A 19338-nucleotide genomic window follows, 5' to 3' on the forward strand; every position below is an offset into this window, starting at 1 on the left:
TTTTTTGAGTAAATCTGAGGACTTAATTGATTTATTAAAACCACATAAAAGTCATGTAACAACTGCAAGAGCTTGGGATAAATATGCAAAAGAAAACAACCTTCCACCTTCTATTACTATTATAAAGAAGTTTGATACTTGGAACAGCTTTAAAGAGATATTAAATGTAAAAAAGAGCGAACAAAAAGAATATCTAGGTTATAAGAAAGAAGAAGTGGAAGAAATCCTAAGAGTTCATGGAAAAAACCTAGAGAATCGATTTCAATGGGATGAATATGCGAAGGAGCATAAGTTACCGACTTATAAAACATTGAAAAAACACTTTACGTGGGAAGAAATTTTATCATATGCAGGTAAAACACTGATTGATATTGCAAATCAACATTACGAGGTCTTTTCCACTGCTAGTATTAAAAAGTGGGATGAATATGCAAGGGAACATGACCTACCCTCTGCTAGTAGTTTTATAAGGAAGTATGAGACATGGAAAAAAGCAAAAGTGAAAGTTCTAGCGAGTCGTAACCAAAAAACTTAGTAACTATTATAAAAAAGTGAAAGGAGCTTAATGAAGCCCCTTTCACTTTTATTTATCCTCGGGTATTGAATTATAAATGTCCCAAATAGAAGTTGTAATAAAGTATATTTCATCATTGGTGTGATGACTTGTTCCGGCTTTTTTAAAGGATAATTTTATGGTTATCTCTTCGCCATCTAAATAATACAGATAGACACGAGAAGTCTGAGTACTTGAATTAAAACGATTTGTTATTTCTTCATATCCCAATTTTTCAAGTAAACCGTTCCTTGATATTCTCGTCATAACTTCTCGAACTACTTCTTCCTTGTTGGGATTGTCAGAAAGAAATAAGTCCTGAGAGATAGTTTCGGCTCTAAAGGATTGTATAAATAAATCGGGGTCATTTAACAATATGGAAGCAAATAAAAATTCCACTACTCCTCTTTGTTCTCGGTAACGCTGAATAACTCGTTGGTCGTTATTTTCTAAAGAACCTACATCTAAATCTGAGGAATACACCCAGTTATAGACGGCTGCTTCTTGAGATACCACTCTTTCCATATCCTCACTTACAACTTCTTTTGCCAAGTTCAGGTCTATTAGTTCAACATCACCTTTTATAAAGTAGCTAAACGAAAGGATGGCAATAATGCCACCAATGGTAATCAGTAAACTCACCATTCTTATACTCAACTAACTTTTCCCCCTTAGAACGGAACATATAATACGGGATTTCGACTGTTCTTTTTATTTTGTGTCCAAACCCCTTCATGAATTTCAAAATGTAAATGTGGTCCCGTACTTCTACCGGTATTCCCCATATTACCGAGGAATTGTCCTTTAGAAACGGTTTGACCGTCTCTCACTGCACGATGAGTCATATGAGCATAAAGTGTCTCAAATTGTTTCCCTTCTATGTTGTGCCTTAGAATAACAGTATGGCCATAGGAACTAGAATAGTAAGACCTTGTAACAACACCATGGGCAACTGCAACGATAGGAACGTCTTCTTCACGCCCTCCCTTACCTATATCAATCCCAGCATGTAGCCTTCCCCATCTATACCCATATTCAGAAGTAACCTTTCCAGTTGTAGGACGCATAAAGTGACCATCGGTCATCGGAGGCATGTTGGAAGGTTGATATATAGCTGCATTTTTAAATTCTTCGGCTTTATTCATAACTTTATTAACATACCATTCAGCTCGATTATAGTTAAAAACAGCTTTTCGAGGGTCTTTCGCATAGCCACTTGCAGATAGGTAATTGGCGGCACTATGAATGGCATCAGCGATATTCCAAGGGTCAGCTTTACCATCTCCATTACCGTCAACTCCATAACCACGACCTGTAGCGATTACAGACAGGCTTGTTAAATCTATAGAACTGGGTACCCTTCCCCCACCTATATTGTATGTCCATCCAACCCAGGTTGCGGGAAGGAATTGCATGTGTCCAATCGCTCCTGCAGAAGAAATCATTGGTTGGTGAGTACTGAATTTTGTTTCAATATAATGTACAGCAGCTAGAGTAAACCAATCGACTCCAAATCGCGCTTCCGCACTCAGGTAATATTCCATAAACTCAGCGGGGACACCACCACCAGGTACAATAGTTCCGTTAAATCCGCCATAACCAAATCCAATACCTCCAAAACCACTCAACCATTCACTAAAATTTATTGTTCCTCCAATAAATTCGTATGTTGCTTCTACTAATTTTTTATCATTCAATCCAAAATTATAAGAATTTAAGATTTGGTCAAATGTAGAATAATCTGTAGTTGTATCCTCACTGGTTGTGAACCTTTGTCGTCTAGTTTGTGTTTTATGTTCTATTATTTTTTCTCGCGTTTTAGTAACAGTTACCTCTTCTTGAACCTGTATCATTTCTGTTCTAGTTCTTATTACTTCAACGTACTGACAGCACCTTTCGACAGGAACTTCAATAGTAACCATTCTATAGTATGGAAAATGTGGTAATGGTTGAGCTATTTGTGTAGGTACCAGTTCTATATATGGTCGTGGTTCAAAAGAACGATAGGGAACTTCTATTGGTGTAGGAACTAAAATAGTTTCTATAACATCGTATTCTTCTATTTCTATAGTTGTATCGATATGAGTACTCCAAGGTGTTGTAAATGGTGTATATGTGAATTGAGTATACCCATTCCAAAAATCAACATCTGTAAGCTTAGAAACCCAAATATCTTCTCTAGTAATGTCGCTCCAAGGTTCGCATACCCCGTCTGTACAAACTTGTGTCCGAGTTTCTCTCCACTCGTTAAAGTCATCGTATAAAAATTCTGGAGCTAAAGATGTAGCCATATTTCGAATTACTGCTTTTTCATCGTAGTCGGTTAACGCATCAATTTGTATAACGGCAGCAATAAGTTCTTCAGGAACCCGATACCTTACTTGAATAGAATCATTCATGTTTACTGTAGCGTTAGCTTGTTCAACGATGTAATTTCTTAGTTCTTGCTCTTCACTAGTATCTATTCCATTTCCCGTACCAAAAATTAGCGCAGACATTAGTACGACAATGACTATAACTAAAAGTACAAAGGCTATAATTAATAGTATTTTTAAACTAATGGCTCCAAATATAACACTAAGGACTTTAAGTAAAAGTGGTCCTAACTTTAACAGTGCTTTTCCCGCTAATTTTGCTCCATGTTTAAGTGCTTTTCTAGCAACTTTAAGACCTTTTTTCCTTATTTGACGCTTTACACGGTCTTCTATTACTTTTCTAACTTCCGACTTTTCGTTATCGTTGTGATTAGAATGCTGAGGGAGTGCCATTAGACAGTCCCTCCATAACCTTTGTGTCTTATGTTTTCAAATTCCTTTCTTCTAGTTGACCGTTTATTTCTTGGAGTTGGCATAAGGTCTTCAACATCTATAGAAGTGTGATAAGTTACAGTTTTATTATCTTGATCAAATGTTCCGTCCTTCACTAAGCGTCTATTTTTAACAGAGTAGTTGATAGTGCGTACTTCATTTTCATCTAATCTAGCATCTCCTGTTGAATATGGAGATACGCGGTATTCTTGTCCACTCTCAGGCTCTCTTGCGACCATGTAACTTCTCTTCTTTGTAACTACCATGCGAACGTCCTGGGTATTCCTAATAACATCATTAGTGTTATATTGGCCAGAATCAACTTGTTGATTGAGAGCTTGAACATCTTCTACAATATATGGATTCTTTTTAGTATTGTGGTTGGCTAAAAGACTAGTAGGGTTAACATTAATTTTACGATTAAGATTTATTTTTCCTCCCGCGCTATCTACTTTATAGGCAGGTGAATTGTGAATTAATGCACCATCTTGAACATCTAAATCTTGGTAGACAACTTCTCCACTTTTAAGTGAACTATCACCAGAACCATATCGAGAAACAATATTGGTTTTACCAGTCTTGTCCCTTACTTGAATATAAGATTGATTCCCTGTAGTAACAAGTTGAACGGCTCCTTTGGCTATTTGTTTGTTTCCTGAACCATCATCAACTGTTTGTGCAAGATGTTCTATGTCAGATACTTCCGCAATTTGTGAGTTTACTTGTTTGTTGTATGGATTAAATTTTGTGACAACGGATGCCGTTTTTTGGTATGCACCGACTCCACCAATTACACCAGTAGCAAATGCTGCTCCTGCAACAACATCTCTTTGTTTTTGAATAACATTTTCAGCTATATGAGGTGTCTTTAAAGAGACACCGACTTGGTTGACCGCTTCCTTGACCGTATTGGAAATAACAGCACCTGTTTTTAATAATGGTGTTCCCTCAGTACTTATTGTGGTAATACTGTCTTGGAAACCAATCGTTGCTCCCATTGCCCCCGCACTTATTGCTTTTCCAATTTTAGTATCCTTAACAAAATTGGCAATCTGGGGAACTCCAACTGCATTGAGAACACCGGAACCAACACCTGTTGCAACGGCCCCCGCTACTCGAAGTCCCTTATTTGAAATAATGGTTTTGTCGAGAGGGATATGTTGTGGCATTGATTGAGCAATTTCTTTTAAGTTTTGATTATATACTCCTGCACTTTGTTGTTCCCATTTAAGAGTTGCAGCTTTTTCTCCACCAGGCATATCTTTGTTGGCATCAATAAATAGTTTCTTTTGTTGCTCTGTTTTCATATTAGCAAGTTGAGTAGCAAGATAATCCGTATTCACATCATCTTTTGTATAAAGACTCTTTGCATTTACATTACCGCCCGCCTGTCTAGCTTGCTCAACATACGTTTTCTTTCCACCATGTTGCTTTTGGAATTCTACATCGATTTCCTGTTGTGATGCATTAGGGTTTGTAACACGGTAATTATTTGCAAAATCTTGTTTGTCAGCAAGATAAGCCTGTTCTCCAACTGTTTTTGCAAAATCTCCTTTTTTAATATAAGCATGTTGAGGATTCCCACCTGTCTGGATAAATTGCTTACGTTTAGAATCCACTGCCTGAGACCACGCTTGTTCCTTAGCTTGATTTCTTTCTTGTATCTGAGCTTCAGTAAGAGGTTTTGTAATTGGGTTATTTTTATCAAATTCCTCCATAAATTGTTTTTTGTTTTCATTTGCCCAGTTTTGAGTAAGTTGTTCGGCTGATTGACTTGAGAACTCTTTTCGTTTTGAGTCAACTGCTTGAGACCATGCTTTCTCTTTTGCCTGTGTACGTGCTTGATGCTCACCTTCACTCATGTTTTGTGTGACTGGATTTTTCTTATCATAGTCATCCATGAATTTTTGTTTGTTATCTTTAGCCCAGTTTTGAGTAAGTTGTTCAGGCGATACACCAGAAAATTCATTTCGTTTGTTTTCAAGCGCTTGAGACCATGCTTGTTCTTTTGCTTGATTTCTCTTTGCAAGTTCTTCCTTACTTAACGATTGATGTGGAGGATGCTTTTTATCATAGTCATCCATAAATTGTTGCTTATTATCTTTAGCCCAGTTTTCAGCCATCTCCCTTGCTTGGCTTTCGGAAACGGCATGACTCATGGTTGAAGCAGCATTATTTGCAATCTGTGAATACTGTTGTCTTTTGTTATCTAAAGCTTTGTTCCATGCTTCTTCCTTCTTTTTATTTCTTGCAATCATATCCCCTTCACTCATATCTGGAGTGATAGGATTTTGTTTGTCAAACTCATCCATGAATTGTTGTTTATTATCATTAGCCCAGTTTTTCGTTAAGTTCTCAGCTGTTGACTTTGCAAGGTCATTGGCATTTGCATAAGTACCATCATTCTTTTTGATACTTCCAATGGTGTCTTTAGCTTGTTGTTGAAATTCGCTCCTCTTTTTACTAACTTCTTTATCCCACATGGAATCAATAGAATTTTCATGAGCATCGGGGAATTTCTCTTTTGTCTTTTTATAAAAATCTTCTTTGTTTTCTGCTGCCCATTTATTCGTTGCACTATCAGCAATGGTATTAGCAAGTTTTTCGTCTGCTAAACTCTCCGCATTTAATGTGTCAGATCCATCTTTTATACCCTTTTTAAATCCATTCTTAATCCCATTTCCTACTAGCATTGCTCCTGCCGTTCCAACTCTTCCTGTAACACCACCGACGACTCCCCCACCTATAAATCCTATAGTGGAGCCCGCCATGCTTCCTACAGGACCCATGGTAGAACCAGCAATCGCTCCCGCTGCACCGAATACGGCTTTACCCATCTTACTTGTGATTTGACCAGCTTTGAGCATTTTTTCTGCTCTACTTGTTGTCCCTGTATCTGTTCCGGTATTTCCTGCTATCGTTTTCTTTGCATCTGCATCTGTTCCGTCACCGCCAGACCCATCTTTAGCATCTTTAGCACCTTTATAAGCGCCTTGAACAGCACCCATAACAGATTTATCACTTAACGCACCCTTTACACTACCGTAGACGCCAGCAAGTGCAGACATACCAAACAATGCCCCCGCTTTTGCTAAATTATTATGCATACCTCCACCCAGTCCAAAAAGTCCACGAATGGCTTCAGCAGTTGGAATAAATATAATGTAAAGGATAACGGATTCAATACCCGTTGAAGTAATAGCAAGTAATGCGACTATCCAGTACAAACACGCATGGATGGATTGAACAAAAACAGTACCTACAAACTCTTTTAGCCAACCCATTGTGATAGGTTTTGTTTGAGGAATTAAGTAAAATGCAACCATTAATGGTCCGAGAATCATAAAGATAAGAAGTGTTAATTTCCTCATTAAGTAGTAAAAGTTAGCCCATATGGAAAGACCAAGTAGACATAACCCAATAATAATCATTCCAAGAACATCGTCCCCTGGTTCTATGGTTGTAAACATTTCCATCATAGGGTTTGGGTTTGTAGCACCAAACATTCCCACTATAGCGTAGTTAATTGTAAATATAACAGAGTATAAGGTGTAGAGATTAAAGAACACCAATGCTACGATAACCAAGTCTTTTAAAAACTCGAAAACGTAAGTACGATTAGAAGGATTAATTCCCACGGATGCAATTCTCATTCCCGCTATTATGATTGCTATTAATATCGCAAAAACGGCGAGGGCTACAAATATGTTCATCCCAGGAATATAGATGTTCTCAATTTCTTCTACTGTGAATATTCCATATACTAAATTCTCATCCCCATTTTTACCAAATATCAGTTCTCGGAAAGTCCGAAACTCCATAAATGGAGCAACTATCCAGTGATAGAAAATAGGGAATAGTCCTTTAAATAAATCTGTTAATTTATCCAATCCAAACAATTAGTTCACCTCACCGTCGATTTAGTTGTTTTTTCCTTTTTAATAGTTCCTCAAGGACGGCTTGGTTTGATTCAATAAATGTTAACTCATCATCACTTGGGTCGGTTTGAAGCCATATTGAGGTTTTTCCTGTTCGAAGAATACCTTCCCCTTTGTCTGGGTTTCCAAATAAAATATCAATCTCCCCATCACTTAAATCAAAATTTTCTCTTACACGTTTTAAATCTATTTTGTTTTGTTGCATAAATAAGATGGTGAAGGTAGAGGATAAAATTCCTCTCGCTTTTGGGTTTTCAAGAATACGAACAAAGTCTTGTGTTGCCCAACATAATCCACAGTTTCTTTTTCTTGCTCTTCTTGCTACTTTCTCAAAGAATGACACAGTTTGTTCGTTATCAATAAACTGCCAAAGTTCATCAGCGTAGATATATTTTTTCTTGGTAGCATTTTCAGGATTTTTCGCAAAGTACTCCCATAAATAGTTAAGAATAACGTGATAGGCAATCGGTCGTAAGAATCCTTCTTCCATATCACTAATGTTGAAATTGACTAGACGTGAAGATGCTAATGAATGGCTAACTCCTTTACCAAAGTAAGTTTGGCCATCAAAAATGGGCTTACTTCCATCCCGAAGGAATGGTTTAATTGAAGCTATTAATCTAGCTGCTCTTTTTTCTTTTATAAAATTTTCGGTAAGGTACGCATATATATCGCTTATCGTTGGTTCAGGTTTCCTCACCTTTGATTGAATAATTTGCCCGTCAACTTCCCCAACAGATTCCTGATACAAGGAATCTGGATGAGAAGTTATACCTAATGCTGAAAATACAGAGCCAATCGCTTCTTCTAAGTAGTTTCTTTCAAAAACGGTTAAGCCTTCCTCTTCTCCATTTTTTCCTCGAATGATAATGTCAAAGAAACCAAGAATTTCATTTTGCTTTTCACGAAGAGGAACAAATCGAATATACTTCTTTTCGTTCTTAATAAAGACAAGTTTTTCGTCAGAATCTTCTAGCCATTCCATTTCTTCATCGTCTTCATCAAGAAGGATATCCGTTGCACTTACAGCACAAGGATTGATACAAATGTCTTCTTCTTCACTAATGTTTAAGTTAATGCCACCTAACCTTTTGGTCAGTGACTTAAACTCCCCTTCTGGGTCCACAATAGCAGCCCATACATTTGCTCCACTTTTTTCTCTTGCTATCTTTAACTTCATCGCTAAACTTTTTCCTGAACCGGGAATACCCGTTATCCCCATATTGTAGTTTTGTGGGCGATATTCTTCATTTCCAAAACTATTGATGAATTCAAGTTGGCCTGTAATTTTATTTTTTCCAATAGGAATGCCACCAGTGTATTTACCGCTACCACTTATAAAAGGAGAAAAAGTAGTAAGAGCACGACGGTCAATATTACGAAGAGAATCCTTAATTTCATTTTTACCAATAGGTAATGCACTTCTAAATCCTTTTTTAACACGACTCCATGTAGGTGCGATCTTAAAAAATTGTCCTGCCATTTCATCTTCAACTGCTTCACAGTAATGGTTAAGTTCTTTTTCACTTGAACCATATAAGATCCCTAATGTTGATACAGAGTAGGTGTCATTTTCAGAGAATTGAATTTCACCCATAAGTTGTTCAGTATCAAAAATTTTAGTTTCTAACTCTTTTATTTGGTCAATGTTGCCTCGCTTTTTCTGAAACGTAAGGTTTGACTCAAGCATTGTCAATTGATTTTGTAGTTGGCGAATAGCATCCGTTTTTGTTACCTTATGTACATCAAATAACATATCTGCTTCACCACTAGATGTAATCCCGTAAATCCAGTTCGTTTGCATTTTGCGTGGGTATCCGTCTCTTGGTATATAGAATGGTCTAAAGTAGGTCTTTGTCCCAAGTGATTGTTTAAGAACACCATGATCTTCGGAATTGATCGTTAACCCATCTGGAGCGATAACATCCCACATCGTTGGTTTTTTTATTTCATTTTCTTCAACGTTCTCTTCTTCAGTAATAGTTTGTACAATGCTATCTTCGGTTTCATTAACTTGCTTGTTCTTTTTGTTTTTCTTCTTCTTTAGAAAATTCAAGATCAATGCCCTCCTTTACTAGTTCAATTCTTGTGTCATCTTGGTCAGCGGTAACATAGACTGCAAGCATTTCTTGTAGACCTATATCTTTAAAACGGTTTTTAACAGCTTTTCTTCTATTAAACGCATGGTAAAGCACTTCTGATATGCCCTCGCTAGTTAGCAATTGGACATTCATTCGAGCTTTCCGAAGTTGACTTTTCGCTGTGTTGAATCTTCGGTATAATTCTGAAAATGCTTTGTCTACTATTTTTTCTTCAAGTTCTTCTTTATCGTCTGCTGTTATGGCATTTACTTTTACTTGATACGTGAACACAAGGTAACGTTTAGTTTCGTATCGTGGAGAAATTTGTTGCCATTTTGTAAGTTCGTCAACCATTGATTTTCCATACTCAATTGCATTATCATGTAAATCTTCCGACTCAATCATGTTTTTTCTCATTTCCTCAATCGGTTCTGAAAGGTCAATGTATCGGTTCTGTAAATAAAACTGAAAATGGTAATTGGTTTGTGCTAACCATCTCTCAAACGTAACATCGATGGCTTCTTGCTCTTCCTGACTTAAGAGGAAGTAGTTTACTGGTTCGACTTCAGCTAATAGAACAAACTTATTATCCTTATATCGAATCATATGGTTATTAATCTCTTTGACATCATGAAAAAAGTCTTCAAAGACATTTGGTTCTTGGTCAAGAGGGATATTATGTTTATTTTTCTTTTCCTTTTTAGCAGAAAATTTAGTTTCGCCTATATCCTTTTTTTCCTTCCAAGGAAGGATGGGTTCCTTCATAATGAGCCTTGCCCCAATGTAAATGATTAGGCCAAAGGTACCCATGATGATGATATCCATCATATTAATCCCTCCAATCTAAATTTATTTTGGCCCCTTTCGCCAAACACCTATTTGATTTTTGTAACCCATCTTAATGATGAGATAATGGTCTAAATGTAAGTTGTGCTTTGACATCTTAACAAAAGCTAAAAGTGCTGTTATGGTTGCTACGGGGATCGCTGCTACTAAACACATAATGATGCTTATCATAAAGTTTGGTCCGAGATTGTACACAGGTTCCATATATGCATAAATAATAGCCCCACCCACAATAAGGTAAATTAATTGTCTTTTCGAAATCATACCTAATATTGATTTCTGTTCACTTGACATATCTATGGGTACAGTCACCTTTCTCATAATTAGTAATCAACACCCTCCTTTATCTATAAATAGACCCCTCTATTACTAGAGGGGAATATTAATAAGTTCACTTACTTTGGTGTACTTGTATCTTCTATTAAGCGCCAAAACCAGCTATCCAACCCGCTATTGTGTGAGCCTTCATAATGACCCAACCACCTCCAAAGCAGCAAGCTAAACTAACTAGACCAGCTGTACGTCGTTGTGGGTTTCCATTAGACCCAGCTAGAAGCATACCTCCGATTATAAGCATGACAACTACGAAGAACCCACCAAGTGCCATAATGAAGTAAACAATGTTGTTTAAGTCATCATAAACTCCACTATTGTTAATGTTTCCATCAGGAGTAATATTGGCATGAGTCCAAGCGCCTGAATTGGCTAATGTTCCAGTAGTAACAAATGCAAAACTCATAACTAGGACACTTACGATTAAGATTACTTTGAGCAAGGATTTGTTTTTTTGCATTTTTCCACCTCCTTTAGGGATAAAAAAAGCCCCCGAAAAAATCACGAGAACAAATGTGAATAGAATTCACACGTTGCATGATTTTTTCGGGGGCATCCCGGTGTTATATTAACTTTAGATTAAAACTATATTATTATGTTAGTAGATTTTCCGTTATAATGCAACAAATATTTTCCTTTATTTATAATATATTTATACAAAAAAAGAACATCGGTTAAACTTAACGGATTCCGTTTTTGGACGGAAAATATAAATTTATGAACTAAATACTATATACGTAATTATAGATATATTCAAGATGATTAGTAAAAAATCTATCATTTTAAAATCAATAGATAATTTCCATTCATTTTTATATAAAAAATAAAAATTTATCACGAAGAAAATAATTGCAAAGAACATGGAAGAGTAAATATAATACCCATATATATAACCAAGATATACATATTTAAAAAAAGATAATTCATTTGGTATATCTATTGTTTTGTATAGAAAACAAATCAACGAAAAATGAAGAAACAAAGTCACAAAAAAAATGCGGTTTAATTTATTTATTATTTTCACCCCTTCATAATATATATTACATATTTTATATGTCTTTTATAAATGTAGTGAAATAAAGAAAAATGGAGTGCGATATTCTCTGCGAATTCGAACTCCAAAACACTTGTTTTTTGTCTTTTTTCTCTACCAAAACTGAACCTGTTAAGTCAAATTGATGTTCTCTTTATTTATGACTTATAGGTTTTTAGTAACCTATGCAGTTCCTCTGCATCATATGGTGTATGCTTTGCGACTTCACTAATAGACATTCCACTGTCTAATAAGCTCTTGGCTATTTGGAGCATTCCTGTAATTTGAGCATCTTCTAAGCGACTTCTCTCGTCAGAAAGGGCTTTTTCTCTTCGCTCATATTCCCTTCTTGTTTCAGGATCAGCACTTAACTTTAATAGCTTTTCTTCCGCTTTATTTAATATAATGTCCATACTGATTACCTCCCTCAACGCATTTTCATTAACATCTTCTTTCAAAAATATTAACCATCTATGGAAAGGATTATTCAAATTAGCATCCATTTCGTTAAATTTAGGAAGTTCAACGAAATGAATTTCTAATAAAGCCGTTAATAAATTTTTTGTGTTTGTTTCCTGTAGGGTATAGACTGAATGATACAACTCCCTTTGTAATTCATCCATTTTAAAATCTAGGATATTAATTGTTACTGTTTTTTGCAATGCTGAATAGTTACTACCAGATTCGAAATCTTCAACAAACAGTTTTGACCAATAAAATAGAGTTCTTGGAATCATATTCTTTTGATTTATGAGTTGTACTTCAATATTAAACTTTTCACCATTGGTTGATTTTGCTTTTATATCAAGAATACCCAGTTTCTCAATATCAGAAACTCTATCTAAATTTTCTTTTTCAATCCTCAAATCGACTATATCTGAACCTAAGATTGAATTTAAGAAACCAATAAGAATTTCCTTATCATTTTCATCACCAAAAATCTTCTTAAACAAGAAATCATTTAAAGGATTTAACCTATTCATTTAACTCCTCCTGTTATCTATATAGTATCATCTTTTAAGAAACTTATCATTATAAAGAGTAGCCACCGAATAAACATATTGGGTGGCTAATGTTCTTAAATAATTGCGCATTCTTTTAGTACACTTCTCAACCAAAAAACAAACAAATAATAGTATTCGTATGTATTCCCTAGGTCCAGATTGGTCTTGGTTTCATTTGCATACTTCACTTCGTATCTAAAACCAATCTAATTGTAAAAAGGTCTCTTAATACATGCTTTTTTTCAAGGTTAACGAAAACTTTCTCTCCTGTTAAACGTTTAATGTATGACTATTGATTGTTAAATATTAGACTAATTCCTAATCCTTTTTCGATACGTCTTACAATAGACTGTACTCTATTTTGCTGCTTGTCTGATAAACTATATCCATTTCTTTGAAGGCTAACCATCTTGGAAATAAAGTCCCTCTCCCAATCGTTTCCCAGTTCAGGTTTTGATTTCAATAGATTATTTGTATATTCTAAAATAGTAGGCTGTTGTTTTTCATCAAATTTAAGCCTATCTTTCTTGTATTCTTTAATCATAGCCTTGTATAAAGAAACTGCCTCACGTATATCCTGAGCGAGTTCTGTGTCTATAATAAAGGGTGTGAGTTCTGTTGAAAGATAATAGGCGATATAGTTGTGGATCTCTTTTCCTTTAAGTGGAGGGAGTACATTTGCATGGATTTGATGATATTTCGTAGTTGAAAGACCTAATTGTTGTACAATTTCTAGTGAATTTAGCGTTTCAAAATAGTCATAGAGGGCAAAAGAGAAATGCTGATCGCCACTTTTATACTTTAATCGAAAAACTCCTGAACGGTGCATTTTGTATACTTCATCTTTTATCTTAGGGATCCAAACCTTATCGTATGGTTTATTTTTACGAAAAATATACTTATCATAAATCCAAAGCTGCCAAAGCTGGTGAGGGGTGTGTATCAAAGAATTATTTGGGGTAAATACATTAAAAACCCCTGGGAAATTATCATCATTAAAACCATGCTTCTTTAATAACCTTTCAAAAACTTCTTTTTCATTCTTGGTCATTTTTTCCTTAATAGATGCCAAGGTGATAGAATTTAAATCTGATAGATGCTGCTCCATTTTCTTTTCACGCAGATTAATAAATTCGGCATATTCCCGTTCACTTTTTTCCTGTTCCCTTAGATACTTCTCTTCTTGTTCTTTTTGTAGTTGTTCCTTCCTTTGCTCTTCTAGAAACCAAAGCTTAAAATCTTCTTTTATAGAATCTGTTCCAATATAGTTTTTATAGAGTTTCCCCTCTCTAAGTGGGTAAATCTCCTCTTCAAACTTTAATATAGTGTCTGAATGCCAGCCTTTAAATTTATGCTTATATAGCCCTCTTAAACGCTCTTCATCGGTATCTAAGAAAAGAACTACTCCTTTATTATCATAAATGGTTGAGGCTAGGGATACTAGTTGATGTTTTTCTGTATCTTCTTCACCGTTTGTTTTAGCATACTTGTGTACAGACTGGCCCAAAATCCAAAAATCCTGTATGCCAGCCTCTTTATAAAGTGCATGTCTTTCCTTCCAAACAGAGCCTTGAATTTTCGAACATTGCATTTCAAAAGCAATCTTTTTTCCACCTGAAAAAATTGCCATTACGTCAGCTCGTTGATTTGTTTCTTTAATCTTGTATTCAAATTCTACCCGCACATCTGAATAACGCTCCACCAACCAGTTGCGAATAAGCACTTTACCCCTTAAATGTTCTTCTGTCTCTGGCTCTGAATCATATGTACAATCAGGGCTATGTACATGTTTAAAATGTGCTGTTACTTGTTTTCCTGAAGCGAACCTAACAACAGATTTGCATTCAGGGCAAAAAATCATTTTTGACCTCGAAAGTATCCTTAGCTCTTCTTCAGCTGTGACTATGGGGTTTACTTTACTACCAAATTGATCAACTGCAACAAACATAACCTTTTCCTCCACTGAATAATATTAATCCTCTTGTTCTTTCTTTTTTACTGCGTTTTGGATCGATTCAAGGTCAATCTTTTATTCTCCCTAGCGTATAATCAACTTCACCTTCATTATTAGCATCGATTAATTTTATTTTTTCTCCATTTTCTAATACTCGATAATAACCTGTATCATCATGGTGAAAAGCCCCACCACAAGTCTCAATTAACTCTTGTCCATATGGAGTATTAAAGTTAAAAGGCTGTAGTCCCAATGCCTTCTCTGCATCGACTACAGCACACTCAATAAAATTAGCAGCCAGGCTTGCGCGCTGTGTTCCTAATATTTTAGCTAAATACTGCAACCGAAAATTTAGCATATTATCCAAAGATACCGAAAAACGTACAGGTTTTTGTTCGGCCAGGAATTTTTCCTCCATAATTTGATTAACATATTTTTTAATTTCACTCATTACATTTCCACCTTCCAGAAAAACAGATTGATTCTATTAATGAGATTTTATCAGAATCAAAATTGATTGTAAATGAGAATCTTTTTGTCTAATATCCTAATTGTTGATAGAATTATCAATACTTCACAGGTTGAGAACTTTAAACATTGCTAAGGGGAAAAATAATAATAAAGGATTCGAGAATTTAAATTGGAAAAAATCAAATTGTTGTATGAGCAAAAACTTTTAAATAGTAAACATATAAAAAAGCCCTCTACTCCTATTTTGGAATAGAGGGAAGAAAAAAATATATTAGTTTTTTATTCAAATTTTTCTTTACTAATCATACTAAAGACGCTTAGTTATACCAAAAAAATACAGAATAGTATAAAACTTTTTTTGAAGTATAGAACTTTTTTCAAGTCGGTCACAACCAACTTTTAAAATAACCTTTTAAACTGTGGCAATTTTCCTGAGAGGAATAAATCGTCAATTCCTTTCCCATCTTTTTCATTCCAGATTACCATATTAACATGGTACCCAAGGATTTTTAACCCTTTTACACATTCCATAAGGATTGCTCTCACTTTTACATTACTTACAACGTCAGCATCAAAACAAAGATTAATGTTTTGAACCCCCATATCCTTTAAAAGAGGAAGTGCTAATCTCCATGCGTTCACACCTGGAAGTGCAACAAACGTATCCCCCACTATTTGAATTTCTTCAGGATTAAATAGTTTTTCGATACAATCTGAAGCAATATCTGTTTTCATTCCACCTTCAGAAAGCCAAATGGTATTTGCCTTTAAAGCTGTTCCAGTTTCCCATGTAGCTAGTTTCTTTGTTGGTATAGAAATATGAATAGGAGCGGGATTACCTGAACCGGTACCTTTTGGTTTATTTGCTGAGCTTAGCCAGTAATAGCGGTTGCCCTTAGCCAACGTAACCCATCCTAATATATCATTTTCAATAGATACCATAGTGGTTTCTCCAAGTGTCATTTCTTTTTCCCATAATATTTCACCTTCATAATGTACTTGGACGATGTTAGGCTGCGTCTTTACTCTAGCTGTAAGACCTTGTTTCCTTTGTTTGACCTTAACATCATTTAGTGGTTTTTCAATTCGATATTGAAAACCTGTTATTTGATTGTACATATTCCTAAAAGGGATTAAAATACCTTCTGCTCCACTAACAGACCAATAGGGACCATACTTACCATTAGCTTCATAGAACCCAGGTATTCCGGTAAAATCATTCATATGGAGTTCTTCTTGAATGTCTCTAACGGTTTCCCAAGGTTTTGAAGGAAATGATTTATATTCTCGTATAAGTATCTGTCGATCATCCAGTTTCCTTTGGGATGACGTTAAATGTTCATAATGACTATCTTCTAAAGATAGACAATCCACGAAAGTTTGGTACACCTCGTGGAGTTCCATATCTCCCTTCTTTATCTCTCCTTCAAATTCTGTTACATGACTTGTATCAATTTTTCTTCTTTTCATCTCCCCTTTTAAAAAGTGGAGATAAGAAGGTAAGCTAGAATTTTTACTAAATGGCCTTTCGCTTGGAGTACGGATACAAGCAATTACATTTCCATCTTCATGCTGCATACATCCTCCTGTACTTCCACAAATAGGGCAAGCAATTCTATAAAATTCATACCATCCTTGTATTCTAGTTTTTCTCATATCTCTACTCAATTTTTTGCACCTCTCCTATGTTAAGTGTTAATTAGATACAATCCGAAAATCGTTTATTGTCTGTTGGAGGCATAACGGTTACGACTAAGAATTCATAACGTCCTTCTTCTAACAGAACAACTACAATAGGATTGTTGCTTTTATCTCTTCCTTCAATTACATATTTGAAACTATTGTTTTCAAATTGAATTTCTACTATGTTCCCTTTAAGAATTGCACTTACCATGTCTCCTTTTGTATAGCCTCGTTTATACATTCTATCTTTGGTATGTCTACCCATACGAATATAACCAACGCCAGCCATAAGTACCTTTTTGATTTCTTTCAACTTGTTTTGATTTTTCATCCTATTCACACCTCCATTCCCAAAAAACAAAAAAAGCGATCTTGGAATGCAGTAGATTATTTCACAAAAAAATTGTGTGTCTACCGATCCCAAAGACCGCTTATTGTTTGATTTTATTACCCGCTAACCTTAATTGGTTGCCATAGAAAAGTAAAATAAAACTTAATTTAGTTTTACTATAGCACCATTTTAATTATTTTATCAAGGTTTTAATCGAGGATAGGAATTGGGATACTTTTGATTGAGCCCATGTTCGTTTATATTCGGTATAGTTCTTTTTCAATAAGTCCTTTGCGATAGGGTCAAATACATCAATTAAAATATCACTTGCGTCCTCCTGAAGGATCATTGGCTTGTCTTTTTTATAACTTCGATATACTTCTTGGGATAGATCAGGTATTTTTGAAATGATTGGATAGTTCATTGCTCCGAGAATGTCTTTCTTTTTGGTAAAGGGATAATGTTTAACAAATAGTAGTTTTGCCGTCATATTGTGTTCTTCTACCAACTGGTTAATGTAATTTCCCCACGATATGATTTGATGATAAGAGCCGTCAACAAGAATCCATAGTTCATCTATAAGAGCTAATGTGTCCTTTGTATACTGTTTCATATCACCAGTAGGCAAATCGACCAGAATTAATTCATAGTCTTTTTTCATTTTGGAGTATGCAGCCTGTGTGACAGGTCCTTGCCAATCAAACGATTCCATATCCTTTTCATTTAAAGGAAACCAAGCTACGTTATGATAATGCCATACAATGTCTTTCAATGGAGTTTCCTCAATCATATGTAGGTAAGACAATTTCTCTACTTCTTTGTGTTTAGGGTTGTACTGTTTCAGTAGAGTTTTGATAAGTTGATAACTTGTAGGACTTTCTATAACAGCAGTGTCCATTTTAAAGTGATGGCCAAAAAAGATAGCAAAATTCATGATGAAAGTGGTAACTCCCATACGATGAAGTGGGGACCAAACTCCAATAACTTTATGGTTCTCTCTGGGTATGTCAGGGAATCTTTCTTTTTCTCTAATTGTTTTTATTCGTTTCATGATAGAACTTATATCCTCGTCTTCGTATTCTGAGAGTTCTATAGTGTTACAATCATTCTTTATCTTTTCTGTAACCTCGGTATCCATTAATGGTGGATAAGGGTCAACAGTTACAGGTTCCGACTCATTAATAATGTCATTCTCGTCTTCTGATACAAGAGGACTATCTTTTTTATCCTTTTTTTGCTCCTCTTTGCTGTCTGGAGAATCTGTTTGCTCGGTTTTCTTTTTTTCTTCGGTTTCCTTTTTTTCTATTGTAGTCTTCTTTTTTTCTTCTACTTGTGTTTTTTCAAATGCCGGTTTCCCTTGTGAAATATTTGGATTGGCTTGCTGCTCAAATTTAAGCCAAGTTACAACAGAACTTGCCGAATGGAATATAGTCATGTTCTGTTTAGAAATAGGTTTTTTTGTGTTTTGATTTAGATTGGGATTGATATACCATATTTGACCTTTCACATTGTCTAAATGAACAGAATCGGTTTCTTTTAAGGTCTCATAATCGGTTACTAACAAATAAAAATCATGCTGTATTTTTTTCTTAATCTCTTCACTAGTTATTTCAATAGGTGTTATATCTTTATATTTGTGTGTTAGTTCATCCCTTAAAAAATGCAAATCTTGTTTATTAGAGAGCGCTAAATAAGTCTTGTGCATCAATCTCCTTCTCCTGTCGCAGATAATTATTAATTTTGTCTCTCAAACTATCGGTAAAAGGGTATTTATAATTTTCTATTTGACCAATATAACTCGTAGAAACACCTAAATCCTTTGCTATTTGATATTGACTCTTCCCTAACCGTTTTCTTAGTATGATTAAACGTTCTACATCATCTTCTAGAGATAAGATATCTTCAAATTTAGTAAACGTCATACAAATCACCTGTCCTTTATAAAAATTCCTGTATGCAATAAAAAAACCGCAACAAGCCCCATGATACGGGAACTGTTAGCGGTTTTCGCTGAATATTTTTTAATTTGTAATGGTTTCTTTATTATAGCACACATTATTTCCTTTAAAAAAGGTTTTAAAGGAAAACAATGTTATATTTTTTAGTTGAGCCTTTCAATAGATTGGTTTATACTTATGGTAGATTCATTTTTTTAGTTATTTTTGGCAACCCTCGTGGTTAGCGGGAATTAGTAAACATTTAAAACGAAACCTTTGTGGTTTATGGAAATAGTAGATGCCAGTAGTGTGTCTTTATTCTATAAAACTTCAAAGGTTTTTTTGTGTTTTCATAACTAAATTATGA

Annotated in this window: 15 protein-coding genes; 1 reads left to right on the forward strand and 14 read right to left on the reverse strand. The window is 35.0% G+C overall.

The genetic code is table 11. The features are described from left to right. Positions 1 to 4 precede the first annotated feature (4 nt). Positions 5 to 535, forward strand: coding sequence for a hypothetical protein (locus tag BK585_RS23310; RefSeq protein WP_078557224.1), 531 nt, complete (start codon positions 5 to 7; stop codon positions 533 to 535). Positions 536 to 583: 48 nt separating this feature from the next. On the opposite strand, the gene BK585_RS23315 is transcribed toward BK585_RS23310, so the two are convergent. The 14 genes from BK585_RS23315 to BK585_RS23380 form a co-directional block, all read right to left on the reverse strand. Further along, positions 584 to 1210: a hypothetical protein gene (locus tag BK585_RS23315; RefSeq protein ID WP_078557226.1), complete on the reverse strand. Its 627-nt coding sequence runs from the start codon at positions 1208 to 1210 to the stop codon at positions 584 to 586. Between the two features lie 14 nt (positions 1211 to 1224). Then, positions 1225 to 3321, reverse strand: coding sequence for a peptidoglycan DD-metalloendopeptidase family protein (locus BK585_RS23320; RefSeq protein ID WP_078557228.1), 2097 nt, complete (start codon positions 3319 to 3321; stop codon positions 1225 to 1227). After that, positions 3321 to 7259, reverse strand: a complete 3939-nt coding sequence (locus BK585_RS23325; protein WP_078557229.1) for a hypothetical protein — start codon at positions 7257 to 7259, stop codon at positions 3321 to 3323. Before BK585_RS23325 ends, BK585_RS23320 begins: the two co-directional genes overlap by 1 nt. A gap of 10 nt (positions 7260 to 7269) precedes the next feature. After that, entirely contained in the window at positions 7270 to 9231 is a 1962-nt protein-coding gene (locus BK585_RS23330; protein WP_245805942.1) for a VirB4 family type IV secretion system protein, read from the reverse strand. Positions 9232 to 9307: 76 nt separating this feature from the next. Continuing rightward, a complete protein-coding gene (locus tag BK585_RS23335; protein ID WP_078557232.1) occupies positions 9308 to 10207 on the reverse strand; it encodes a hypothetical protein in 900 nt (299 codons plus the stop codon). Positions 10208 to 10228: 21 nt separating this feature from the next. Then, positions 10229 to 10546 carry a PrgI family protein gene (locus tag BK585_RS23340; RefSeq protein ID WP_078557234.1) on the reverse strand — a complete coding sequence of 106 codons (318 nt, stop codon included), beginning with the start codon at positions 10544 to 10546 and terminating at the stop codon, positions 10229 to 10231. A 100-nt stretch (positions 10547 to 10646) separates the two neighbouring features. Continuing rightward, the gene (locus BK585_RS23345; protein ID WP_078557236.1) at positions 10647 to 11018 is read right to left on the reverse strand and encodes a hypothetical protein; all 372 of its coding nucleotides are present in this window, start codon (positions 11016 to 11018) and stop codon (positions 10647 to 10649) included. 731 nt (positions 11019 to 11749) lie between these two features. Continuing rightward, positions 11750 to 12574 carry an Rpn family recombination-promoting nuclease/putative transposase gene (locus BK585_RS23350; RefSeq protein WP_078557237.1) on the reverse strand — a complete coding sequence of 275 codons (825 nt, stop codon included), beginning with the start codon at positions 12572 to 12574 and terminating at the stop codon, positions 11750 to 11752. A 310-nt stretch (positions 12575 to 12884) separates the two neighbouring features. Further along, complete coding sequence (locus BK585_RS23355; RefSeq protein WP_078557239.1) at positions 12885 to 14543, reverse strand: competence protein CoiA; 1659 nt, start codon at positions 14541 to 14543, stop codon at positions 12885 to 12887. 73 nt (positions 14544 to 14616) lie between these two features. Then, positions 14617 to 15000, reverse strand: coding sequence for a hypothetical protein (locus BK585_RS23360; protein ID WP_078557241.1), 384 nt, complete (start codon positions 14998 to 15000; stop codon positions 14617 to 14619). 419 nt (positions 15001 to 15419) lie between these two features. Beyond that, positions 15420 to 16598, reverse strand: a complete 1179-nt coding sequence (locus BK585_RS23365; RefSeq protein WP_170885726.1) for a DUF3854 domain-containing protein — start codon at positions 16596 to 16598, stop codon at positions 15420 to 15422. 121 nt (positions 16599 to 16719) lie between these two features. Continuing rightward, positions 16720 to 17034 carry a DUF4258 domain-containing protein gene (locus tag BK585_RS23370; protein ID WP_078557245.1) on the reverse strand — a complete coding sequence of 105 codons (315 nt, stop codon included), beginning with the start codon at positions 17032 to 17034 and terminating at the stop codon, positions 16720 to 16722. 193 nt (positions 17035 to 17227) lie between these two features. Next, entirely contained in the window at positions 17228 to 18739 is a 1512-nt protein-coding gene (locus BK585_RS24245; RefSeq protein WP_078557247.1) for a hypothetical protein, read from the reverse strand. Next, positions 18711 to 18956 carry a helix-turn-helix transcriptional regulator gene (locus BK585_RS23380; RefSeq protein ID WP_078557249.1) on the reverse strand — a complete coding sequence of 82 codons (246 nt, stop codon included), beginning with the start codon at positions 18954 to 18956 and terminating at the stop codon, positions 18711 to 18713. Before BK585_RS23380 ends, BK585_RS24245 begins: the two co-directional genes overlap by 29 nt. Positions 18957 to 19338 lie beyond the last annotated feature (382 nt).

Source organism: Bacillus alkalicellulosilyticus (assembly GCF_002019795.1).
Taxonomy (GTDB): Bacteria; Bacillota; Bacilli; order Bacillales; family Bacillaceae_F; genus Bacillus_AO; species Bacillus_AO alkalicellulosilyticum.

Coding starts and splice junctions, on each gene's coding strand:
- BK585_RS23320 (WP_078557228.1), bottom strand. CDS start 3,321: ATGGCACTCCCTCAGCATTCTAATCACAACGATAACGAAAAGTCGGAA.
- BK585_RS23330 (WP_245805942.1), bottom strand. CDS start 9,231: ATGTGGGATGTTATCGCTCCAGATGGGTTAACGATCAATTCCGAAGAT.
- BK585_RS23335 (WP_078557232.1), bottom strand. CDS start 10,207: ATGATGGATATCATCATCATGGGTACCTTTGGCCTAATCATTTACATT.
- BK585_RS23340 (WP_078557234.1), bottom strand. CDS start 10,546: ATGAGAAAGGTGACTGTACCCATAGATATGTCAAGTGAACAGAAATCA.
- BK585_RS23345 (WP_078557236.1), bottom strand. CDS start 11,018: ATGCAAAAAAACAAATCCTTGCTCAAAGTAATCTTAATCGTAAGTGTC.
- BK585_RS23350 (WP_078557237.1), bottom strand. CDS start 12,574: ATGAATAGGTTAAATCCTTTAAATGATTTCTTGTTTAAGAAGATTTTT.
- BK585_RS23355 (WP_078557239.1), bottom strand. CDS start 14,543: ATGTTTGTTGCAGTTGATCAATTTGGTAGTAAAGTAAACCCCATAGTC.
- BK585_RS23360 (WP_078557241.1), bottom strand. CDS start 15,000: ATGAGTGAAATTAAAAAATATGTTAATCAAATTATGGAGGAAAAATTC.
- BK585_RS23365 (WP_170885726.1), bottom strand. CDS start 16,598: ATGCAGCATGAAGATGGAAATGTAATTGCTTGTATCCGTACTCCAAGC.
- BK585_RS23370 (WP_078557245.1), bottom strand. CDS start 17,034: ATGAAAAATCAAAACAAGTTGAAAGAAATCAAAAAGGTACTTATGGCT.
- BK585_RS24245 (WP_078557247.1), bottom strand. CDS start 18,739: ATGCACAAGACTTATTTAGCGCTCTCTAATAAACAAGATTTGCATTTT.
- BK585_RS23380 (WP_078557249.1), bottom strand. CDS start 18,956: ATGACGTTTACTAAATTTGAAGATATCTTATCTCTAGAAGATGATGTA.